The sequence below is a fragment of the Arenibacter lacus genome, assembly GCF_008711145.1.
GTDB classification, from domain to species: Bacteria; Bacteroidota; Bacteroidia; order Flavobacteriales; family Flavobacteriaceae; genus Arenibacter; species Arenibacter amylolyticus.
In genome coordinates this window covers 37,282-58,325 of sequence record NZ_VVIN01000007.1, presented here as the reverse complement: position 1 = coordinate 58,325, position 21,044 = coordinate 37,282, and the positions used below count along the sequence as shown (strand labels likewise).

Here is a 21,044-nt window from a genome sequence, read left to right as displayed (position 1 = left end):
GTAATGAATCCTATATTTTATTGGACCTGCCGGCAATTATGGAGATTACGCTCAATGCCAAAAATATAAAGAATAGAATTTTGGCAATGGACACAGCACCAGAGGCAAATCCTCCGTATCCAAAAACTGCTGCTATTAGCGCAAGTACCACGAAAATAATAGTCCACTTTAACATTTCCTTCCATTTTCAGTCACTGCATAGAAAGTATACTGACTTCCTACACCTACTGAGTATTCGCATTTTCAATTTACAATAAAAAACAATGACATATATCATGTTCGATATTAAAACTAACCCAATCGATTAATACGGATAAGGTTGCCGTGCGCTACAGGGGGACCCCCCCTTATAGATTTTCACCTTAATGCACCTCAAACTCCCAGTAATTACTACTAAAACCTATAAAGTGTTAGTATAATCGCCTTATAAAGAAGTGGGAAAGTGAATCCTAGGAAACTTGCTGAGTTATTCCTGAAATTCTAAACTACCAAAATAAAAATCAGTAAGCTTTACAGGAATTAGGAATCAAATTAAGTGCTCTTTATCCTATATATGGCGTTCCCTAAGGCTATGGGGTAGAGCAACCTAGTCTAGGAATGTTAAAAAAAAGCTATAACCGTTAAATAATTAGAGGGTCTCTTTTTTGTTGAATAATTTTGTCGCTCATAATCTACAGTCATAGTGTAGTGTATGAAAACGACGTAAAAGGAGGGCGTGCAATTTCGGGAGCGCCCTCTTTTTTTTTGGCCACTCTGACCTTTGCAGTAGAGGCCTATTATTTTTTCCTAAATGAATAAACCGCTTTCTCTGCCTTTAATAAATTCGTTTTAGCCAATTGAGCATCAATTCCAAACTCCTTTACTTTCTCTGGATTATTCAGAATACGCGAGACTAGAGGGTGTTTGCCCTTGTATTGGTTTATGCTACGCAAGGTAACTCCCACGTTATCGGGATGATTTACAATTTCTGCAATCTCCTGGTTGGTATGGGTTGCCTTAAACCGATCAAATAAGATTTCGGCAGATATAATATGCTCATAATCATACCGATCACCCCCTCTAAGCAATTTACCTGTGTAGCAATCGTGAAATAGCGCTATACTTTCACCATCATAAGCCCTTCCCCTCTTTAAAGCTACCTCGTGCATCAATGCCTTTCTTTTAGCAAATGCCTCATCAATTTCCTTTCGCCAATAAGGTCGGTTGGGATTAATTATTTGGTTTTTGGTAAGTTTCTCTTTTTCCATAATAATCGGCTTTAATTCAGAATATATTTTATGGGTAGCATGGCATTCTGCCTAAAAAATAGAAGGAGTACTCTATGCCCTTAGCTAAGTCAATTTAATTTTTGGTTGGAAATAATTTAAGAACTCGATTAATGATATTTAAGATAAAAACCACCGCTAATAGTTGATAAACCAAGGAAAATATGGCTATAAATATATTTGCTCTCATAGCGGTTTCCAGAAATGTCCATAACCATAAGATAACTGAGGCAATAATCCATACCATTGAGGATCCGTCTCCGAGGTCAGACATGCCCATTGCCAACCAAATACATCCCACAGCCAGCACCCCTCTAATAATAACTCCTAGATTAAATATGTTGTAATCGTACTTCTCGTTGGAACTAGACCACAGGTAATAGCCCAAACCTAAAAATAAGGCGATCCCTAGAATTCCTAAAATGATATAAATAGCTGTCATGCAAATGGTTTTAAAGGATTTTAAAATGCGACCACCCTTGGGATGGTATATCTAATGATTCATTATTTCTAATAATCGTCGCTAGGCCGTAAAAACACTGATGGACAGGAACTCTTAAAATTGTTTTTCGTACGGATAGCTTCAGATTTTACATGATAGACTTTAAGCGCTAAGAAATTAACGGCATTCCCAATACTGGGATACTGTAATGAAGATGGCAATATCCCTGAGGGATAAAGGGGAGGAAACATATTTTATTGGTTTAGTTGGTTAAATTTCATCTAGTTATAGCTAATTACTTCTCAAAACGCGATTTAAATATTTTATCCATACAAGTAGGTTTTAGCACCTTGCCCCCCACCCGCCTATGGTAAACAATTAACTTAAAGATCGCATTATTTGTAAGTAAATATATATAACTTTTGAAAGAAAATAAAATATGTTTATTAAGTTTAAACTAAATCCCAATAAAGCTAAGGACTTGGTAAGGTAGAAAGGCTTTTATTGAAACAGCAAGACACCGCTTATTATTTGGAAGTAATAGCGTATGGAAATAAAATCTATAAGATTTATTTCTCTTCAAGTTATTGGTTGGGCGTTAAAGAAGTGGAACTGACTTCGTATTAACAGCAATCTAAAGATTACTGCAAGCTACGGCCTTTCCATTCTACTTAGATATTCTTTAGAATAGTTGCAACTAGATCCCTTACTCTTTTTAGGATTTCATATGCACATCCATCTGTGGGAAAGGAATGGAGATATTGCTTTGAATAAATTTCCTATTTATTATTCGGCGAATATCACTTTTCATTCTAGCCGATCCAAAAACGGTACTACTATAAAAAAGCACTTGAAAATCTAAGGATGAACTTCCAAAATTCACCAATCTTGCTTCCGGTAATTTTTGATCATCTACCTCTGGATGTTCCATGGCGCTCTCATGTAGAATTTTAATAACGAGCTCTACATCACTACCATAGGCAACTCCCACATCTATTCTAAAGCGATTAAGGTTTGTTTGATGGCTCCAATTAATAACTTTATTGGTTGTTATTAAGGAGTTGGGGATAATAATTGAAATATCATCTGTGTTGAGGCCTTTGGAAGTACGCAAGCCTATTTCCTGAATTTTCACGATATCCCCATCTATTTCAAGAATATCGGAAATTCTAATTGATCTTTCGGAAAGCAAAATTATGCCCGAAATTATATCGTTAAATGTTTGCTGTAAACCTAGACCAACTCCCACCAGCAAAGCCGCCGAACCAGCAATTAATAGGGTTACCTTTACCCCTAAGGTTTCTAGGATAAATGCAATGGCTATTATCCACAGAATATATTTTATTATTTGAAATAAAGAATAAGTGTTCCCTTCATTAAAGTGCTCTAAATTTCTCCTACGAAACATAGATTTCTTTATCAGCCATATAATTACCCTCGTTAAGATTATTATTAATAACGCTATAAAAAGAGTAACAACCTTCAAATTATATTTCCCGATTCTTAAAAGATCAAATTCTAAAAAATTGTTTATTAATTCCATTATATTGGATTTAAGAATTGCTATTTCTAAGGGCTATACGTCCCCGTTGAAAGGAACGGTAAAAGAGCGAGTTTTAATTTACGGACCTGCGCCAACATGGCAAGATCCCTTGGATATGTACCAGATAATCCCAGCTTAAAGGTAACTTCCAATAGTTTTCGGTTTATATAAAATTACGCAAACCCTGCGACTTGTTCTCCCAAAATGACTGATTATAAATTGGGACGCATCAGATTATTAGGCTCCCTTAAACACATGATAATAGCCCAATTTACCTAAATAATAATTCTACCTTCTTTCTTATGGGGTTTCTGCTCCACCCAGATTTCTACCAGGAATTTCTCCATCTATAAGGCTAGGGTTACATCATGTACTTCCGTTGCCATAAAACCATAAGAGTTTTTATTCCAAAATGTCTCAATAGCTATTTATTAATGGAGGTGATTTTTAGAGGACACTTCACCTTAAATAAACCCAGGAACAGCTACAAGCCCTAGGCATACACCTCTACTTAAAAAACACAAAATCCCCCTCTAAGAGAGTTAAAACAGCCAATTTCAGTATTCCTCTCACCCTCGTTTAACAAGCTAATCCGCCACGTCCGCACCATATACCAATTGGGCAAAGTCGTTTTTAGGGAGGTCGCCAAAATACTCTTTGATATCTACATCATTTAAAAGCGCCAAAATATCCTCTGACTCATAGCGAACACCTATAAAACGTTCTTCTAGACTTTTCAGTGGTTCTTTCCCAAAAAAGTCTCCATAGATCTTAAAGTCCTGTATATGCCCCTTTTCAACAAAAATCCGTACATCCAACTCACCCACAGGAAAGCGTTTGCTTCGTTGAATATTAAACTTGGGCGATTTTCCATAATTCCAGTCCCAAGTATCGTATTTCTCCTCCTTTAACCGGTGTACCCCCTCCCATTCCTCTGGCGTAAGCTGATACTTCTCAAAAGGCTCGCTCTCCTCATAAAGTCCGGCCAATAACAAGCTCCTGAACTCCTCAATCTTAATGGGCTGTTTTAAATATTCTGAGATATTGGCTACACGACTGCGAACGGATTTATGGCCTTTAGACACTATCTTGTCCATTTTAACATTTAGTGCATTTACCACTTCCTCCAAATCGGTGTCCAATAATAAAGTTCCATGACTTACCATTCTTTTACCTGTTGAAAATTGAGCGGTACCAGAGATTTTTTTTTCAGCTACTTGTATATCATTGCGCCCCTTAAGTTGGGCCTTCACCCCTAAAGCGTTTAAAACCTTAATAACCGGAGCAGTGAATTTTTCAAAATTGCTAAGACTTTTTCCATCGTGGTTGGTGATAAAACTGAAATTGAGGTTTCCAAAATCGTGATATACCGCTCCCCCACCAGAAATTCTACGTACTACGTGGATATTATGGTCTTCAACATATTGGTGGTTTATCTCCTCCAAGGTGTTTTGGTTTCGACCTATAATGATGGATGGTTCATTGATATAAAACAACAAATAATCATTCGCAGGATTAAACTTTCTCAAAATATATTCTTCCAGTGCTAAATTTAAGCGTGGGTTGGTATTTACTTCGTTCTCTATAAAAATCATTTCTTTAGGTATTTGTGTTTTATAAGGTGAAAAAAGCTGATTTACAGCAATATACCAACCGTAATTATTAAACCCATGGCCCTAGCATCAATAACAATAGCCCCCTTGCTCACAATCGTCCATTAAGAAAAAAGCAGAAAGTGGCTAGTATATAATCGCGAAATAAAGGTAATGGATATTGGGCAATAATTAATACACTACGCCAACCCTTATGTTGTAGGTAGGGTTTGAAATAGAAAATTGTAGGCTAGCGCCTTATTCCTTTTTTTGTTTCAGATCGTTTCTCAAAACTGCGTTTTGGAACTCCCTCACAAGAAATAACACCGACCAGAACAGGATTTGCAGAATCCTAATAAACCCTTTGCTGCAAATGCAAAAGTGAAGGCTAGCGCCTTAACCCTTTTTTACTTGGTCGGGATGACAGCATCCAATAACTAAATCCAAGCAACTGACAATCAGGACTTTGCGTACGTTTATTTAATGTATAATCCCGCTATTGAAATGTTAATCAAATATGTAACTAAATGAAAGTAAATACTATGCGTTTTTACTACCTCTAAGTTACAAAGAAAATTATTTTACAAGCAACATTTTTTACATCCTTTAAAAAAACATCTCCGAAAAATAATTTGATACAAACAATCTAGGAAAAGACTAGGTGTTTGGTGGAGATAGAATATTAAAGAGCAGAATTATAGTGATCCAAACCATGTGTTTTTAATGATTGGGATACTGACTTTAAATTGCCAAGATCTTTCTGAACGATTCCCTTTAATCCTATCGAATTATATATGTATAGTTTTGTATTCTTTCTAATGAGAATATTAACCAGATGGTGTAAATTATGTTCTTCTGTATTTACTCCAACATGTCAAAATCCATCATAGGCATTTAAAGGTTAAGAGTGTAAACTTATTAAAGATACGGGAAAAATAAACTATGTTTATTCTGAGCATCAAAAAAGTACTTGACTTTTATTATTGTAGATCATACGGTCGTTTAAATATACTTTGTTATTTCCCTTAAAGGAAAATTACTGGAACTTCTAAAAAGAGAGGTGGAACAACAGACAGTTATTGAGATGGTTTTGTGATGATTCACAAAATGACCGCTTAAAGGCATATTGGTAAATACACCGAATATCGCCGTGATCTTAATCAATTTAAATCCCTAAACTCGCGAGGTGAATGTCCAACACGTTGTTTAAACAATCTGGTGAAATGCTGTGGATATTTGAAACCAAGCTCGAAAGCAATTTCACTCAATGATTTGGTCGGATCAAAAACCCTTTCCTTTGCCACCTCGATCAATTTGCTTTGAATGTACTCTTGTGCAGATTTCCCTGTCTCTTTTTTAACCAGATCCCCAAAGTAATTGGAAGATAGGTTTAATCGCTCTGCGAAATAACCTACCGTAGGAGTACCATGCTTTTGTGGCTTATCGGAGGTGAAATAGTCGTTCAAAAATTGATCGAACTCTTGCATGGAACTTATGTTTTCGATCTCGCGGGTCAAGAATTGCCGGTCATAGAAACGTGTGCAATAGTCCAAAAAGAGCTCGATGTTGGCCACAATCAGTTTTTTGCTGTGCTTGTCCAAGTTCTGCTCCAGTTCAAACTGTATTTTTTCCAATAAGCTTAAGATCACCTTGCGTTCTTTAGCCGAGAGATGGAGTGCCTCGTTACTTGAATAGGCGAAAAAATTATATATATGCATTTTTTTTCCCAATTCTGTACCCAGTAACAAGTCTGGGTGAAATAGCATTGCATAGCCCTTTGGCACGTAATCTGGATCAAAACCACCTAACTCGATGGTCTGGTTAGGAGCCATGAAAACAAGGGTACCCTCGTCATAGTCGTAGGGTTTGCCCCCATAATGGATTTTACACCCTTTTACATCCTTGAGGAAAATAGCATAGCACTTAAAATGGAAAGCATCATATTGGTTGTTTGTATAGCCTTCCTCGCTGAGCTTGTCAAAATCGATAATGGCCACCAAAGGATGCAGCACCTCCCAGTTTCGAAGTTTACAATAGTCCGAAACCGATTTGATGTACAAGATTTTATCCATTTTCAATAATTTTTTATTAAAGATAAGACATTGATTATAAGTAATTAAAATTGCTTTTCACTAATCCGTAATAATGGTAGGTTTATCCGTAATTTGGGTAAGTATTTTTGGTTTTTGAAGTGTTAATTTTGAATGTTAAATACAGAGAAGTGCCAAAAGGATACGAATTATTATTTCGGAGGCCACTTCAAAGACTTACCTTAAGGGGAATGTTATTCGCCAACTGATCAAAAAATGACCGATCGCTAAAAAGAAACAGGATATAATGGAGATTAATAATAGGGTAATAAAAAAACTGAAGACATTGATTTTTGCTTCACTTGCTACTTTCCTTCTTGGTTTTACGGCCAGCTCGAAAGCACAAGCAACCGGCAGTACTACAAAGATGTTGGATAATAAGCAAAAATCGATTATCATCATTTCGTCACTAACGGCAAAAGGGGATCTGGAAAAATTAGAAACCGCTTTGGTCGACGGTTTGGATTCTGGCCTAACCGTTAACGAAATAAAAGAGGTAATGGTACACCTGTATGCCTATTGTGGATTTCCACGCAGCCTGCGCGGTATGCGAACTTTTATTAAAGTATTGGAGGAACGAAAGGTTAATGGAATTAAGGATATTATAGGGAAGGACGCTAGTCTCATCGAGGATACGATTCCGAAATACGATAGGGGGAAGGTTATTTTAGAAGAATTGGTTCAAAACAAATTAGACGGGCCACCGGCCGATTATGCACAATTTGCCCCAATAATAGAAGTCTTTTTAAAGGAACACTTGTTTGCCGATATTTTTGAGCGTGATATTTTGAACTACCAACAAAGGGAACTGGTCACGGTTTCTGTACTGGCAACTATTGGAGGTGTAGAACCAATGCTTAGTTCGCATCTAAATATCTGTTTGATACAGGGAATCACCCCAGAACAATTATCTGAATTGGTGGATCTCCTGGAAAAAAATGTGGACAGATCAAAAATTGTATCGGCCAGGGAAGTTTTAAGCGAATTATTGGAACCCAAAAAATGAACAAGATGAAATTTAAAAATGGTTTACTTGTATTTTCTGTGATGGTGTTATTACTTTCCTGCAAGGAACAAAACAGTTCCGAAATACAAAATATTGAAACGGTAGCGGTGATGCCGGAACAGGAGGCATCCCTTATATTTACAAAAGGCAACAAAATAACCAACAACAATTTTGTGGGCACCGCCTATGTGAGCATGCTCATTAGTGTAGATAGTTTAAACCATACGTACGTAGGCAACGTGACCTTTGAACCGGGCGCGCGTACCAACTGGCATTCCCATCCCTCTGGGCAAATCATTTTGGTTGTCGATGGCGAAGGGTATTATCAGGAAAAAGGAAGTCCCAAACGGGTTTTACAGAAAGGGGATGCCGTAAAATGTCCGCCGAACCTTCCACATTGGCACGGGGCCAGTAGCGACAGCGAGTTTATACAATTGGCGATTTCAAGTAGTGAAAATGGACCCACGGAGTGGTTGGAGCCCGTTACGGAAGAGGAATACAACGCAAATAACTGATAGGGTAAATTGATTTGTAGTAGCACCCTAATAACATCAAAAATATGAACAGAGTACTAGTACATTTAAAAACCAATCTTTTCTTTACCCTGGGGAGTATCTTTTTATGGGTGTTCTTGGGCCATGCCCAAAAGCTGCCCATATCCATTCTAGAACAAGGTAGTTTTACCGTAGGAGGAACGATAAAGACCAGTCCAGGAGCCTTTGATCCCATAGCGCATGGGGCATTCAACCCAACAAATCAAAGCGCGGAGGGCCAGTCCCTTCACGGGGACCATGCCACGGTATTTTACCAAGTTCCCGTAGATGCCAATAAATTACCTCTGGTGTTTTGGCACGGCTTCGGACAGTCCATGCGCACTTGGCAGACTACTCCCGACGGCAGGGAAGGTTTTCAGAGTATTTTTCTACGACGCGGTTTCCCAGTAAATTTGGTAGATCAGCCCAGAAGGGGGCTGTCCGGACGTAGTACGGAACCAACTACCATCAAAGCCTCTACCGATGACCAGCTTTGGTTCGGCATCTTTAGAGTTGGCGTAGGCACGGAATTTTATCCGGATATCCAGTTTTCCAAAGACCCGGAAGCCCTGAACCAGTATTTTAGACAGATTACCCCGGATACCGGCCCACTCGATATCATGGTCAATATTGATGCCGTTTCCGCCTTGTTCGATAAAATTGGCGAGGGCATCTTGGTGACCCATTCCCATAGCGGAGGGCAAGGCTGGATGACCGCCCTTAAAAATAAAAACATCAAGGCAATCGCCTCCTATGAGCCCGGAAGTAATTTTGTATTCCCCGAGGGTGAAGTACCAGCATCGATTACGTATGTGGGCGGTACATTAAGTGCCAGGGGCGTTCCAATGTCCAAATTCAAAAGACTGACCGAAATACCAATTGTTATCTATTACGGCGATAATATCCCCGATGAACCCGTGGAAAACCCGGCGCAGGAACAATGGCGCGCTGCGGTCACGATGGCCAAATTATGGAGGGATACCGTCAATAAACACGGTGGCGATGTGACCTTGATCCAATTGCCAGATGTTGGTCTCAAAGGCAATACCCACTTCCCCATGTCGGACTTGAACAATCAAAAAGTGGCCAACCTGTTATCCGTTTGGTTAAAGGAAAAGGGGCTGGACAAGAAATAAACAAAAAATGTAAGCTAGAACACGTTTAAAATGAAAAACATGAAAAGAATACTTTATTCCTTATTATTTGCGGCAGCTATTATTCATCCGGCTTTGGCCCAAGATGCCATTTTTCCAAAAGGCACTTTGGCCAAAAACGTACACCACACAGGGGATGTTTGGCTGAGCCATGTCGTTGATGCCGATGCAACCTTTGACTGGAGCGTTGCCCAGGCCGTGTCCGCTCCAGGAGCAAAACTGAACTGGCACCTGCATCCCAAAGGGCAACAACTATTAATTACCCATGGCGTGGGACTTTATCAGGAAAAAGGTAAGGAAGTGAAAGTGGTACGGGCGGGCGATGTGGTGATATGCCAACCGAATGTGGAACATTGGCACGGCGCAGCTTCTAATAGCCCGGTAACCTATTTGGCCATAAGCGGCAATGCACCCACGGAGTGGACTGACGAACTGACCGATGAGGCCTATAATGCCATTCCAGCACCTAAATTGAACGATGCCAATATCGAAACCGAAATCAAGGAACTCTCCCAACAAAAATGGCAATGGATGGCCGATAAAAAGGTGGATAAATTAGCTACCCTTTTCCATGACAAATCAAAATTTGTGCACATGAGCGGTTCCTGGAAAAAGGACAGGGAGCTGGAAATCATAAAAACGGGAAGCATTTGGTACAAAAATGCCGAGGTACATGATATTGCTGTTGAATCGTTCGGAGATGACACCGCCGTGCTTTGGAACCGTATTACGCTCACTGCCCATGTAAGGGGAAATGACGTTAAAAACGAGTTTACCGTAACGGAATTCTATAAAAAGGAAGCAGGCGATTGGAAATTATTGGACCTGACCTTTAGTAGTGTACGGGATACCCATGAAATTGAACACTAAACTTAAAAAAACAAAATGTTAAACAATAAACTGATTTTACGCGTACTAATCGCTTTTTTAAGCCTGCCAATGGCCATGGCGCAATCTGCCGATATCGAACAGGAAATCAAACAACTTTCCCAACAAAAATGGCAATGGATGGCCGACAAGGATGCGGACAAACTGGCGGAACTTTTCCATGAGAAGGCCAAGTTCGTGCATATGGGAGGTACCTGGGGCAAAGACCGGGAAGTGGATATTATCCGAAGCGGCGGAATCCATTATAAAAAGGCAGATGTGCATGAGGTTATGGTAGAAGTGTTGAATGAAAATACCGTGATACTTTGGAATAGAATTACGCTCCTGGCCGCTGTAGGCGGAAACGAAGTAACCAACCCTTTTATGGTAACGGAAGTCTATGTGAAGGAAAATGACAACTGGAAATTGGCCAATCTGACCTTTAGTAAGCTGCTGACACCAGAAGGTTAATAGCAAGTCGATTATGAAAATGTTATTTCTATGCTTTCTAATAGTTTCGGTAGGTTATTTCCCAAAAGAGGAAAAAAATAAATCTGAAAAAATCTTGATTGTATATCATTCAAGGACCAATAACACCAAGGCCGTTGCCGAGATGATCCAAGAAGAGGTCGGTGGAGATTTGGTGGCCCTTGTACTGGAAAATCCCTATCCTGAGGATTACCATGCCATCGTGAAGCAAGTGGCCGAAGAAAACGAAATCGGTTTTATACCTCCGCTGAAGACCAAAGTAGATATGGCCCGATACGATACGGTCTTTTTGGGATTTCCTACTTGGGGCATGCAGCTTCCTCCCCCCATAAAAAGCTTTTTGAATCAATATGACCTAAGTGATAAAACGATTATTCCATTCAATACCAATGCTGGGTATGGAGTGGGTAGCAGCTTCCGGACCGTTAAAAAACTTTGTCCGAACAGCACTGTTTTAGAAGGCTTTTCCATAAAGGGCGGTGTAGAGCGGGATGGTATTTACCTTGCCATAAAAGGAGATGTTGCAGCAAAAACGGAAACTGAGGTAAAAAAATGGCTTAACCGGATAGAGGTCCTAGAGTAGCAACTTAAGGATTATATGAATCTTGTACATAAGCTTTTTTTAAAATTGTTTCAATTCTGTCATTTTAGGTATCCTTAAATTTCGTAAATTTATAATACTCATCTATTTACACCAAAATCATGGCGAATTTTAATCTGAACATCAACGGAAAAAAACAACAAATCGATCTGGATCCTACTACACCCATGCTTTGGGTGCTAAGGGATCATTTCAAATTGGTGGGTACCAAATATGGTTGCGGTATCTCCCAATGTGGGGCTTGCACTATCCACTTAGGGGACAATGCGGTACGTTCGTGCCAATTGCCTGTCTCCGCAGTGGGCGAACAGGCCATTACAACAATCGAAGGACTTTCTGAAAATGGCGACCATCCCGTACAAAAAGCATGGTTGGAAGAGGATGTGTATCAATGCGGGTACTGCCAGGCGGGACAGATTATGAATGCGAGTGCCTTCTTAAAAAGCAATCCAAACCCAACGGACGAACAGATCGAAACTGCTATGAACGGAAATATTTGTCGTTGCGGCACCTATACACGCATAAAGAAGGCCATTAAAAAAGCGGCCGCCCATATTGAAAACATTTAATAAAAAACGATGCCGGACCGTATTCGAAGGCGAACACCTAAAATCAAAGAAATGACACTCATAAAAACAACTTATAATAGACGCTCCTTTTTAAAATGTTCCGTGCTCGCCGGGGGTGGAATGATGCTTGGTTTTAGTTGGTTGGCTTCCTGTAAGCCTACTCCTGAACAAGTGCGGAGTATGCCAAAAGAATGGTTCGAAATAAACGGTTATCTGAAAATTGGCGATAATGGGAGGGTCACTATCATGTCCCCAAATCCGGAGATCGGTCAAAATGTAAAAACATCGATGCCGATGATCGTCGCCGAGGAATTGGATACGGATTGGAACGAAGTTATTGTTGAACAGGCCCCGCTAAATACGGCCATTTTCAAGCGTCAATTGGCCGGGGGAAGCCAATCTATCCGTCAAGGATGGGAAGCACTTCGTATGGCCGGGGCAACCGCAAGACACATGTTGGTAATGGCGGCAGCCGAAGTTTGGCAGGTACCCGCCGAAGAAATCACTACGGAAGCCGGAACGCTTTTTCACAAAGCATCCGATAAATCGATGGGGTATGGCGAAGTAGCTTCCGCCGCAGCAAAACTTCCAATTCCAGAAGAGGTAAAACTAAAGGATGTAAAGGATTTTAAGATTATTGGTACTTCCAGAAAAAATGTGGACGGCCTAAAAATCGTTACAGGCCAGCCTTTGTACGGTCTTGATATCCAAAAAGAAGGTATGCTTATTGCAATGATCGCACATCCACCCGCTTTTGGGCTCCAACTTAAATCCGTAGATGATACTGAGGCCAAGAAAATGCCTGGCATTAAAGATGTGTTTACCATACAGACATTTAACGAGGATTATAAAAAGAGTGCCTTTGACAACTGTTCCTTCACGAACCTCGTTGTTGTGGTAGGGAATACTACATGGGAAGTAATGCAGGCCAAAAAGGCATTGAAGATCGAATGGGACCGGTCCCCTGCTATTGAAGAACAAATGGATATTTTTGGGCGTACTATGGATGTTAGGTTCCCTGCCGGATTGGAAAGTTCGGGAGCCCACCGGGAAGCCATGGTGGAGAAAGCCGGAATAAAACAGAATGTGGTACGTAAAGATGGTAACCCTGAAGCGGTGTTCAAAAAGGCGGCGAAGGTAATCGAGCGCAGCTATTCCTGTCCGTTTCTTGCCCATAACTGTATGGAACCCATGAATTTCTTTGCGGATGTAATGGAGGACAAAGCGGTTCTTAACGGACCGGTTCAGACTCCTGAGTTTATGGAAAGAAGTGTTGCCGAACGCTTGGGGCTACCCTTGGAAAAAGTGGACATACAAATGACCCGAATGGGCGGTGGCTTCGGTCGAAGACTTTATGGGCATTTTCTAACCGAGGCGGGAGTGATCTCCCAAAGGATGAAAGCACCTATAAAATTGGTCTACACCCGTGAGGATGATATGACAACAGGGATATACAGACCTGCTTACCATGCATATTACCGTGCCGCATTGGATAAGGACAACAACCTTATAGCGTTTCACGTAAGGGCGGGTGGAATACCCGAGAGCCCATTGGCGGCCAACCGCTTTCCAGCCGGGGCGGTGGACAATTATCTCGCCGAAGATTGGTCCATCGATTCCAATATAACCGTTGGTGCGTTCCGTGCACCGAGATCCAACTTTATCGCCGGGGCCGAGCAATCGTTCTTGGACGAAGTGGCCGAAGAAGCAGGAAAAGACCCCATCGAATTTCGATTGGAACTTTTGAAACGCGCACAGGAAAATCCCGTTGGGGAATATAACGACTACAAGGCCGACCGTTATTCCGGGGTTTTAGAATTGGTAAGGGAAAAATCAAACTGGGGTCAAGAACAAGATGGCATCCACAGGGGTGTTTCCGCCTACTTCTGTCACAATAGTTACGTGGCCCAGGTATTGGATATGACCATAGAAAATGATAAACCTGTGGTTCAAAAAGTTACGGCGGCGATTGATTGCGGTATCGTAGTGAATCCAGATGCTGCTACGAATCTCGCCGAAGGGGGTGCCGTAGACGGTATTGGTCATGCTATGTATAGCGGACTAACATTCAAAGATGGAGTAGCGGAACAAAACAATTTTGATAGGTACCGCTTAATACGCTATAGCGAGGCACCTAAAGAAATTGAGACCCATTTCGTACAAAGCAATATTGATCCGACCGGTCTGGGAGAGCCCCCTTTTCCACCCATAATGGGAGCATTGGCCAATGCACTTTATAAAGCCACAGGACAACGTCATTATCATCAGCCTTTTATAACCGAAAAGGCTGTGGTGGGATAAATAAATAGGCGCAAATAACCAAACTATTTTTCTTGAAATTCCAATACCGAATTCGAATGTCCCCATAAAACAAATGTTTAAAGGAACAAAATACCAATCCCCATGGTGCATTAAACCCCACGTTTATTTAGACTTTAAAATAGTATCCTATGGTTTTCTTCAATTCTCGTATAGATAAGTGATGGGAACCATTTCAATTGGTGCGCTAAAATCACTCTTCAATTATTAACTCCACCTCTTTCTTCTACCAAATAGGGTTATAAGACAATTACGTGTTGCGTTATTCCAACCAATTTCAAGTAATCGCTGATAATCCCTCAAGAACCACATCTTAAAATTGTTAAAATTTCAGCAAGTATCTTTCAGTTCCATTTGCTTCTCTAATTTGATGAAAACCATAAAGCATATAAAATGGAAGAACAAGAAAAAGTGGTAGGCCTCTTAACGGAAATCAAGGGGCTACTTGCCCACAACAAGAAAACAATGAACGTGGAAGACCTAGCACTGTACACAGGCCTGTCCAAAAGCAAAATCTACAAACTTACCCAGCTAAAGCTCATTCCTATGGGGAATAATCCCCATATCCGTCAAAAATTCTTTGATAAGGATACTATCGACACTTGGTTGTTGGGGGAAACTGATCTTTCCGATGAAACCTTGGAGGAAAAGTTCAATAAGGCCCTGTTGAAGAACAAGAAATAATTGAATTCTATGGTTATGGAAAAATCAGATAGAAATTTTAAAGGAATCTGGATTCCGAAATCGATTTACATGAACTCTGAGGTGAACTGGCATGCAAAAATTTTGTTCCTTGAGATAAACAGCTTTACCGAAAATGGAAAGGAATGCTATATGTCCAACAAGCACATTGCTTCTTTTCTTCAAATTTCCGAACGACAGGTCTCGAGATACGTAACCGAACTAAAGAAATTGGGATGGATAGAGGAGACGGCCTTTGACGGTAGAAAACGTTATCTGAAAAGTTTGTGGCGTATCAAAGCTAATACTGGCAAGGCTTACTGGACAAAAGCGTCGGAACAGTCTAGACAAAATAGTCCAGGCAGCATAGATAAAAATGCCTAACATAATAAACCAGTTACAAAACAAAAGACAAACCAATTTACCTTTTTAAAAGAAGAAAAAGAAAATAGAAGTCCAATCTTAGAATAGACAATATGAAAAAGGGATGGTTAAATCAAATTTCGGAAAAACCGTTAAAGCGAAAACCGCTTTGCGACCCAGCGCTTTTTAAAAAATTGTTTTATAAGTCGGCAGTGGAGTTTTACGCCAAGATGGAGCTCAATTTCGAGGTAGACGGTACCAATAAGAACTTCTTAAGGCATTTCTGCAAATATTGGAATCGTGATCCCCAATTTGAAATTATGGAGAACATATCCCTTAGAAAGGGTTTGCTCGTTTTTGGTTCTTACGGAACCGGGAAGACATCAAGTTTCCAGATCATCCAGAACATATCTCAACAATATCGAATTCCAGAATTGTGGTTTCCTATCATTGCAGCTCAGGAGGTAGTAGCGAAATATAATGCCGTAAGAAATAAGGACGAAGTAATCGACTATTATTCCAAAGGGGTGTTTCTATTCGATGACCTGGGAACTGAAACGGTGGGAAACAATGTATACCAATACGGAAAGGAGGAAGTATTTGTCAGGATACTTTTAAACCGCTATCGCAACTTTGAAAGTTTGGGGACTAAGACCCATATAACCACCAACTTGAGTTTTGCCCAGATCGAGAACCGGTACGGAACACAGATCTCCGATCGGTTTATCAGAATGTTCAACCAGTTAAAATTGGACGGTACCAGCCGAAGAAAATAGCTAGAGAAAGAAAAAGAATAATTAAGTAGACCAAATGTTTTGGTTCCGTCAAAAGAATTCCAATCCGAGATGAAACAAAGAAATGGAATAGCAAGAGGGTAACACGCTAAAGCGGTGTTACAAATTTGATTTACTGGTCAAGACCTTTGTTCATGGGGTTGCCATTAAATGACCTTTCCATTTTAATTAGCTGAATGGGTCAAAACCTTGTTCAACCCCTATAAAGTCCGAATTAAACTGACCCAGTATACAATACTGTTTAAACAGAAAACTGCCCATCGGTTCCAATGTCTCCCAAAAATAATCCAGTCCCTGCGGAAGTTGAAAATGCTTAGGATTTTCCAACCTCCTCAGGACCGCTCATAAAAGCATGGAACGCAGAAAAAGCGCCCCTTGCCTTTATCCTTGCCAGCGCACAGTTAATTCCCATAGATCAAAATAGATAACGTCCCAAATTTTATGAAAATAGGTGCGCCCTGCTCGATTTTTGCTTCCTGCCTGCCCGGCAGGCAGGTACGATTATCTTCCCGAACACTACAAAAATCGACCAGGATCCATGCGCAAAGTTCTTGGGTAAGATTTGGGGCTGAGTAATCTTACCAAATGCTACCTACACATTTTACATTACATCAGGACTAACTTCTTACCTCTGCTGTAACCGTATCATCAAATTATGCATATCCTCCCCTATCTTCTTTTCCAATACCCTTGCGTAAATTTGGGTGGTAGACAGTTTGGAATGCCCCAATAGTTTAGAAACTGTTTCAATGGGTACACCATTGGATAGGGTAATTGCAGTAGCAAAAGTGTGCCGTGCAACGTGAAATGTCAAATTTTTGTGTATCCCACAGGCATCAGCTATATCTTTCAATGTCCGATTTATCATATGATTGCTATAAATAGGTAATAGTCTACCCCTAGCCTTGATATCGACATTCTCTTTATATTTTTCGATAATTTTCTTTGCTATTGGCAGTAAAGGGATTTTTAAGGATTCTTCGGTCTTTTCCCTTTTGGTAAACAGCCAGTCCCCACCGTCACGACCAATTACCAAATGGTCTGACCTCAATTCTTTTACATCAATATAGGAGAGTCCCGTATAACAGGCAAACACAAAAAGGTCCTTGATCTTCTCGTAGCTCGGCTCAGTAAAAGTGGTTTCTTGGATAAGTTTTATCTCCCGTTCGGTTAGAAACTGGCGTTCTGTCTTGTTAAACTTAAGTTTAAAATTGATAAATGGGTCCTTGTCCAACCACTCCAAACGAACCCCTAACCTAGACATCTTTTTTAAACGCTCCATATGCTTCATAGCTCCATTATTGGCGCAGCCACTTCGGGTAGCGGGTTTATATTCCCGTACGTACTGCTCAAAATCCACAATAAAACGATAATTGAGTTTTTTAAGGGGAATGTCTTCCACCCGATATTCTTCCTCAAGGAATTTTTTTATACACCGCTCCGTACTGTAATAATTTTTCATGGTCCCGGGCTTTAGGGAGGTATGCATGGTCGTGTTATGATAGGTGATCAAATCGAGCAAAGTTTTTCCATCATCCTCCTCTTCCCCATAATACCTAGCCTTTACCAAGGCGGAGGTTATAACCTTGCCTTCTTCTAAAAGTTGTCGATGCGCTTCATATAATCCGACAAATATTTGATCCAAATATTTGTTCAGGGATAGCACATATTTAGAATATCCTTTCCCTCTTTTCCGGTTATGATCCCATAAACTGGCTTTTAAATCCCGATTTAAACTGAATTCACATCGTGTTCCGCTTACCGTAACACGTGCATATAGTTTTAATGTGTCGCTTTCTTTGTTATGTTTTCTTGTGAAGAACAAAACATATAATCTACTGTTTTCCAACATGATAGGCAGCTTTAGATTAGTGAAATTAGAAAGTAAAAACACGCAGTAAATACCCACAGAAGCTACTTCAAGATACGACATTTAGGAGGTATAAAAAATCCCGTATTCAACACGTTTAAGTCGTTTTCAGGTGGTTTCATGTGATTTCTTATGATACCCCTAAAAACGCAAAAAGCTGTTAATCAGTCGATTAACAGCTCAATGCAATTACATGAAAATGTAAAGTCGGGATGACAGGATTTGAACCTGCGACCCCACGCCCCCCAGGCGTGTACGCTACCGGGCTGCGCCACATCCCGAAAATCCGACTGCGAAAGTAATAAACATCTATGATATTTGCCAATAAATGCGGGAAAATATTTTCACCACTTCCATTATCAACAAAATATCAAAATCGACTTTTCCCAGTCATTCCCAAAAATCATGAATCACTTCAATTGATTTAAAGGAAGTTATGAAACTTTAAATATTGCAATAGCCGAAAAACCAGAATGATGCCCCGGCTTGGAATAAGTAGAATCCGCTATTGTGAAGCCAGCCTACTCCAAGAATATCTTATAATGGTAGTATTATCTTGGTTGTTTACCATCCAAAACTTTTCTATCCATAAAAGGAATGGAATTGTTAAGAAAGGATTTTGGTGATTCTTATCTAGCCAATATAAAAGTTGTAGGGCTAAGGAATTACATTCTTAACTTTAAACGCTTCTCTACTCGCTGTTTTATCACCGTTAAACGCTTCATAAGATCCATTATTTTAGCGTCCTTTTTTTGCTTGTAGATTTCATTTAATCCAAGAATCAACTCTTTGGCCTCACGAGAAAGGGCAACACGGTCGCTTGTGGAAAGCGACTTCATTTTCCTTTGCTCAAATTCCAGTGCTCTATCTATTAAATCCATATTATATATTTCAATTCTCTGTTTTTTATTTTCCTTCAGGCCTTCAGTAAGATCTTCAAATAAGGCCTACTTATGCCCCTACCCCATCATACACAACTACAAGATAAAAAAACTACTTTCATTCTCTATAAAAAGTAGGAAACATAGTCCTTAAATCCTCAAATCTACAACTGGTTTCTATCACTTCTAAAGCCCTTAATTATAATTTAACAGAAACCACCTCTATTTAACTTCAATTTAACCTGACCGGTTTTATATTTAAAATAGAATTTCATTCCAATCCAAATTCTACTACTTTAAGAAGCTAATCTATTGATCATTCCCTTAAAAATTAGTCCATGAAAAGGCAATACACTATACCAATACAATCTTCCCGCTACCCCCCAGGGTCTAAAGGTGGCCGTCTGTTTTAAGACATCATCCTCAATCTTAAATTCGAGCCAAGCTTCTCCTGGTAATTTCATTTCTGCATATAAAAGCAATTTTCTTTGACTCTTATCGGCATAGATAACCCGCCAAAAATCCAACACATCCCCTACCTCCAAATTCGTTTCGCTGGTTCTTCCCCTGCGAAGGCCAATGCCTCCCACCATTTTGTCTAAAAACCCCCTAACTCTCCATAAAAAAGTGGCATAGTACCATCCTGTTCTTCCTCCTATGGCCCATATTTTATCGATGGTTCTCTGCACATCGGTCACCTCTTCCTCCTTGTAATCTACAAAACATCCAAACTTTGGGACGTTCACATATTTATGAATGTCATCCTTTAACCGGCCGCTACTTACCAAAGCATCTTTCCAACTAGAAACTATACTATTCTGTTCAATCTTTTCGAATGCTAGGGAAACAGCCTCTTTATACCGTAGCGGTTGCACTTGGAGCAACTGGTTTATATCACTAGGCTTCCCTACTATTTGCACCCCCATACTGTCTACCAAATTGGTAGCAAGTTTATAGGAGGTAGAGGTTACGAAATACAACCAATAAGAAGATAGTTTTGGAGTCATCACCGGAACTGTTAGAATAGTCCGTTTTAAATTTCTTACCTCTGCAAACTGCAATAACATTTGTTTGTAGGTCAGTATCTCCGGCCCAAAAATGTCATAAGAGGTATTGTAAAGCTCTTCTCTTCCTACAGCTCTGGATAAAAAGGCCAATACATCCCTAATAGCCAGAGGTTGGGTTTTGGTGTTCAACCATTTTGGTGCAACCATTATTGGTAATTTCTCTACCAAATCCCGTATAATTTCAAAGGACGAACTCCCAGAACCTACAATAATCCCCGCCTTAAACACCGTAAGGGCATAGTTGTCCGAAGCAAGGGAATCTTCTACATTTTTTCTAGACCTAAGGTGCTTGGAAAGTTTTTCTTCGTTGGTAATTCCGCTTAAAAAGATTACTTGCTGAACCTGAGTATTCTCTAAACGCGATTTAAAGTTGATGGCACATTCTTCCTCCATCGTTTCAAAATCATTGGAGGTATGGGACATGGAGTGGATTAAATAATAGGCTGCATCAATATCCTTTGGAATGGTATGGAGGGTTTCGGGCTTTAGGAAATCGGCCTCCACAATCTCTATTTCCTCCTCATCCTGAAAACTATTCCCCACTCGTTGTTTATTGCGAACAGCACACACTACCTGATGTCCGTCCTGCACCAGCAGTGGAATTAAGCGTTTACCTATATATCCGGTTGCCCCTGTAACCAGTATTTTCATATACTTATTTTTTCTATCCTTTTACCTTAGACAATAATCAAAAACCAATAATTGGCCCATAATTATTTACCTACCATAGGGTGTATATGAGATAGCTGGAATAAAAGTATACAAAGCCCACACAACGGCACGAACATTCGCTTGCTTTTGTTAACTCATTCACCCTTAACATTAACCCATTAAAATTTATACAGCCCAAAATTCATAGTCCCCCTGTTTCTTTAAGAATGAAATGTTATAAAATTAGCCTAAACACTTAAGACCAGT

The 21,044-nt window shown here is 40.0% G+C and carries 20 protein-coding genes and 1 tRNA gene; 11 read left to right on the top strand and 10 right to left on the bottom strand.

The annotated features are described in order from the left end of the window. Positions 1 to 10: 10 nt before the first annotated feature. From F1E73_RS04320 to F1E73_RS04295, 6 genes are all read right to left on the bottom strand, one after another. A complete protein-coding gene (locus F1E73_RS04320; RefSeq protein ID WP_086477863.1) occupies positions 11 to 175 on the bottom strand; it encodes a DUF1328 domain-containing protein in 165 nt (54 codons plus the stop codon). Between the two features lie 601 nt (positions 176 to 776). Further along, positions 777 to 1,247, bottom strand: a complete 471-nt coding sequence (locus F1E73_RS04315; RefSeq protein WP_086477862.1) for a hypothetical protein — start codon at positions 1,245 to 1,247, stop codon at positions 777 to 779. 94 nt (positions 1,248 to 1,341) lie between these two features. After that, positions 1,342 to 1,707: a hypothetical protein gene (locus tag F1E73_RS04310; RefSeq protein ID WP_086477861.1), complete on the bottom strand. Its 366-nt coding sequence runs from the start codon at positions 1,705 to 1,707 to the stop codon at positions 1,342 to 1,344. A gap of 715 nt (positions 1,708 to 2,422) precedes the next feature. Then, positions 2,423 to 3,115, bottom strand: a complete 693-nt coding sequence (locus F1E73_RS04305) for a mechanosensitive ion channel family protein (RefSeq protein ID WP_223883351.1) — start codon at positions 3,113 to 3,115, stop codon at positions 2,423 to 2,425. Positions 3,116 to 3,837: 722 nt separating this feature from the next. Continuing rightward, complete coding sequence (locus tag F1E73_RS04300) at positions 3,838 to 4,845, bottom strand: lipoate--protein ligase (RefSeq protein WP_086477859.1); 1,008 nt, start codon at positions 4,843 to 4,845, stop codon at positions 3,838 to 3,840. Positions 4,846 to 6,002: 1,157 nt separating this feature from the next. Continuing rightward, complete coding sequence (locus F1E73_RS04295) at positions 6,003 to 6,914, bottom strand: helix-turn-helix domain-containing protein (protein ID WP_086477858.1); 912 nt, start codon at positions 6,912 to 6,914, stop codon at positions 6,003 to 6,005. A gap of 265 nt (positions 6,915 to 7,179) precedes the next feature. On the opposite strand from F1E73_RS04295, the gene F1E73_RS04290 reads away from it, so the two are divergent. The 11 genes from F1E73_RS04290 to F1E73_RS04240 all read left to right on the top strand — a co-directional run bounded on the left by F1E73_RS04290 (position 7,180) and on the right by F1E73_RS04240 (position 16,290). Beyond that, positions 7,180 to 7,938 carry a carboxymuconolactone decarboxylase family protein gene (locus F1E73_RS04290; protein ID WP_150451188.1) on the top strand — a complete coding sequence of 253 codons (759 nt, stop codon included), beginning with the start codon at positions 7,180 to 7,182 and terminating at the stop codon, positions 7,936 to 7,938. 5 nt (positions 7,939 to 7,943) lie between these two features. After that, entirely contained in the window at positions 7,944 to 8,453 is a 510-nt protein-coding gene (locus tag F1E73_RS04285; protein ID WP_217868745.1) for a cupin domain-containing protein, read from the top strand. A 44-nt stretch (positions 8,454 to 8,497) separates the two neighbouring features. Beyond that, a complete protein-coding gene (locus F1E73_RS04280) occupies positions 8,498 to 9,607 on the top strand; it encodes an alpha/beta hydrolase (RefSeq protein WP_086477855.1) in 1,110 nt (369 codons plus the stop codon). A gap of 39 nt (positions 9,608 to 9,646) precedes the next feature. After that, complete coding sequence (locus tag F1E73_RS04275) at positions 9,647 to 10,495, top strand: DUF4440 domain-containing protein (RefSeq protein WP_086477905.1); 849 nt, start codon at positions 9,647 to 9,649, stop codon at positions 10,493 to 10,495. A 15-nt stretch (positions 10,496 to 10,510) separates the two neighbouring features. After that, positions 10,511 to 10,963, top strand: a complete 453-nt coding sequence (locus tag F1E73_RS04270) for a nuclear transport factor 2 family protein (RefSeq protein WP_086477854.1) — start codon at positions 10,511 to 10,513, stop codon at positions 10,961 to 10,963. A gap of 13 nt (positions 10,964 to 10,976) precedes the next feature. Further along, entirely contained in the window at positions 10,977 to 11,564 is a 588-nt protein-coding gene (locus tag F1E73_RS04265; protein WP_086477853.1) for a flavodoxin family protein, read from the top strand. A gap of 119 nt (positions 11,565 to 11,683) precedes the next feature. After that, a complete protein-coding gene (locus F1E73_RS04260; protein WP_086477852.1) occupies positions 11,684 to 12,151 on the top strand; it encodes a (2Fe-2S)-binding protein in 468 nt (155 codons plus the stop codon). 51 nt (positions 12,152 to 12,202) lie between these two features. After that, the gene (locus F1E73_RS04255; RefSeq protein ID WP_150451187.1) at positions 12,203 to 14,452 is read left to right on the top strand and encodes a xanthine dehydrogenase family protein molybdopterin-binding subunit; all 2,250 of its coding nucleotides are present in this window, start codon (positions 12,203 to 12,205) and stop codon (positions 14,450 to 14,452) included. A 411-nt stretch (positions 14,453 to 14,863) separates the two neighbouring features. After that, positions 14,864 to 15,154 carry a helix-turn-helix transcriptional regulator gene (locus F1E73_RS04250; protein ID WP_150451186.1) on the top strand — a complete coding sequence of 97 codons (291 nt, stop codon included), beginning with the start codon at positions 14,864 to 14,866 and terminating at the stop codon, positions 15,152 to 15,154. A gap of 15 nt (positions 15,155 to 15,169) precedes the next feature. Next, positions 15,170 to 15,535 (top strand): helix-turn-helix domain-containing protein, encoded by a 366-nt coding sequence (locus tag F1E73_RS04245; protein ID WP_191088980.1) that lies wholly within the window; start codon positions 15,170 to 15,172, stop codon positions 15,533 to 15,535. 92 nt (positions 15,536 to 15,627) lie between these two features. Continuing rightward, positions 15,628 to 16,290 carry a P-loop NTPase family protein gene (locus tag F1E73_RS04240; protein WP_150451184.1) on the top strand — a complete coding sequence of 221 codons (663 nt, stop codon included), beginning with the start codon at positions 15,628 to 15,630 and terminating at the stop codon, positions 16,288 to 16,290. 643 nt (positions 16,291 to 16,933) lie between these two features. Here F1E73_RS04240 and F1E73_RS04235 read toward each other — a convergent pair. The 4 genes from F1E73_RS04235 to F1E73_RS04220 all read right to left on the bottom strand — a co-directional run bounded on the left by F1E73_RS04235 (position 16,934) and on the right by F1E73_RS04220 (position 20,777). Further along, entirely contained in the window at positions 16,934 to 18,241 is a 1,308-nt protein-coding gene (locus F1E73_RS04235; RefSeq protein ID WP_223883350.1) for a site-specific integrase, read from the bottom strand. 144 nt (positions 18,242 to 18,385) lie between these two features. Then, positions 18,386 to 18,459: transfer RNA gene (locus F1E73_RS04230), tRNA-Pro, on the bottom strand. A gap of 384 nt (positions 18,460 to 18,843) precedes the next feature. Then, positions 18,844 to 19,059: a hypothetical protein gene (locus F1E73_RS04225; protein ID WP_150451183.1), complete on the bottom strand. Its 216-nt coding sequence runs from the start codon at positions 19,057 to 19,059 to the stop codon at positions 18,844 to 18,846. A 296-nt stretch (positions 19,060 to 19,355) separates the two neighbouring features. Continuing rightward, the gene (locus F1E73_RS04220; RefSeq protein ID WP_086477847.1) at positions 19,356 to 20,777 is read right to left on the bottom strand and encodes an SDR family oxidoreductase; all 1,422 of its coding nucleotides are present in this window, start codon (positions 20,775 to 20,777) and stop codon (positions 19,356 to 19,358) included. Positions 20,778 to 21,044 lie beyond the last annotated feature (267 nt).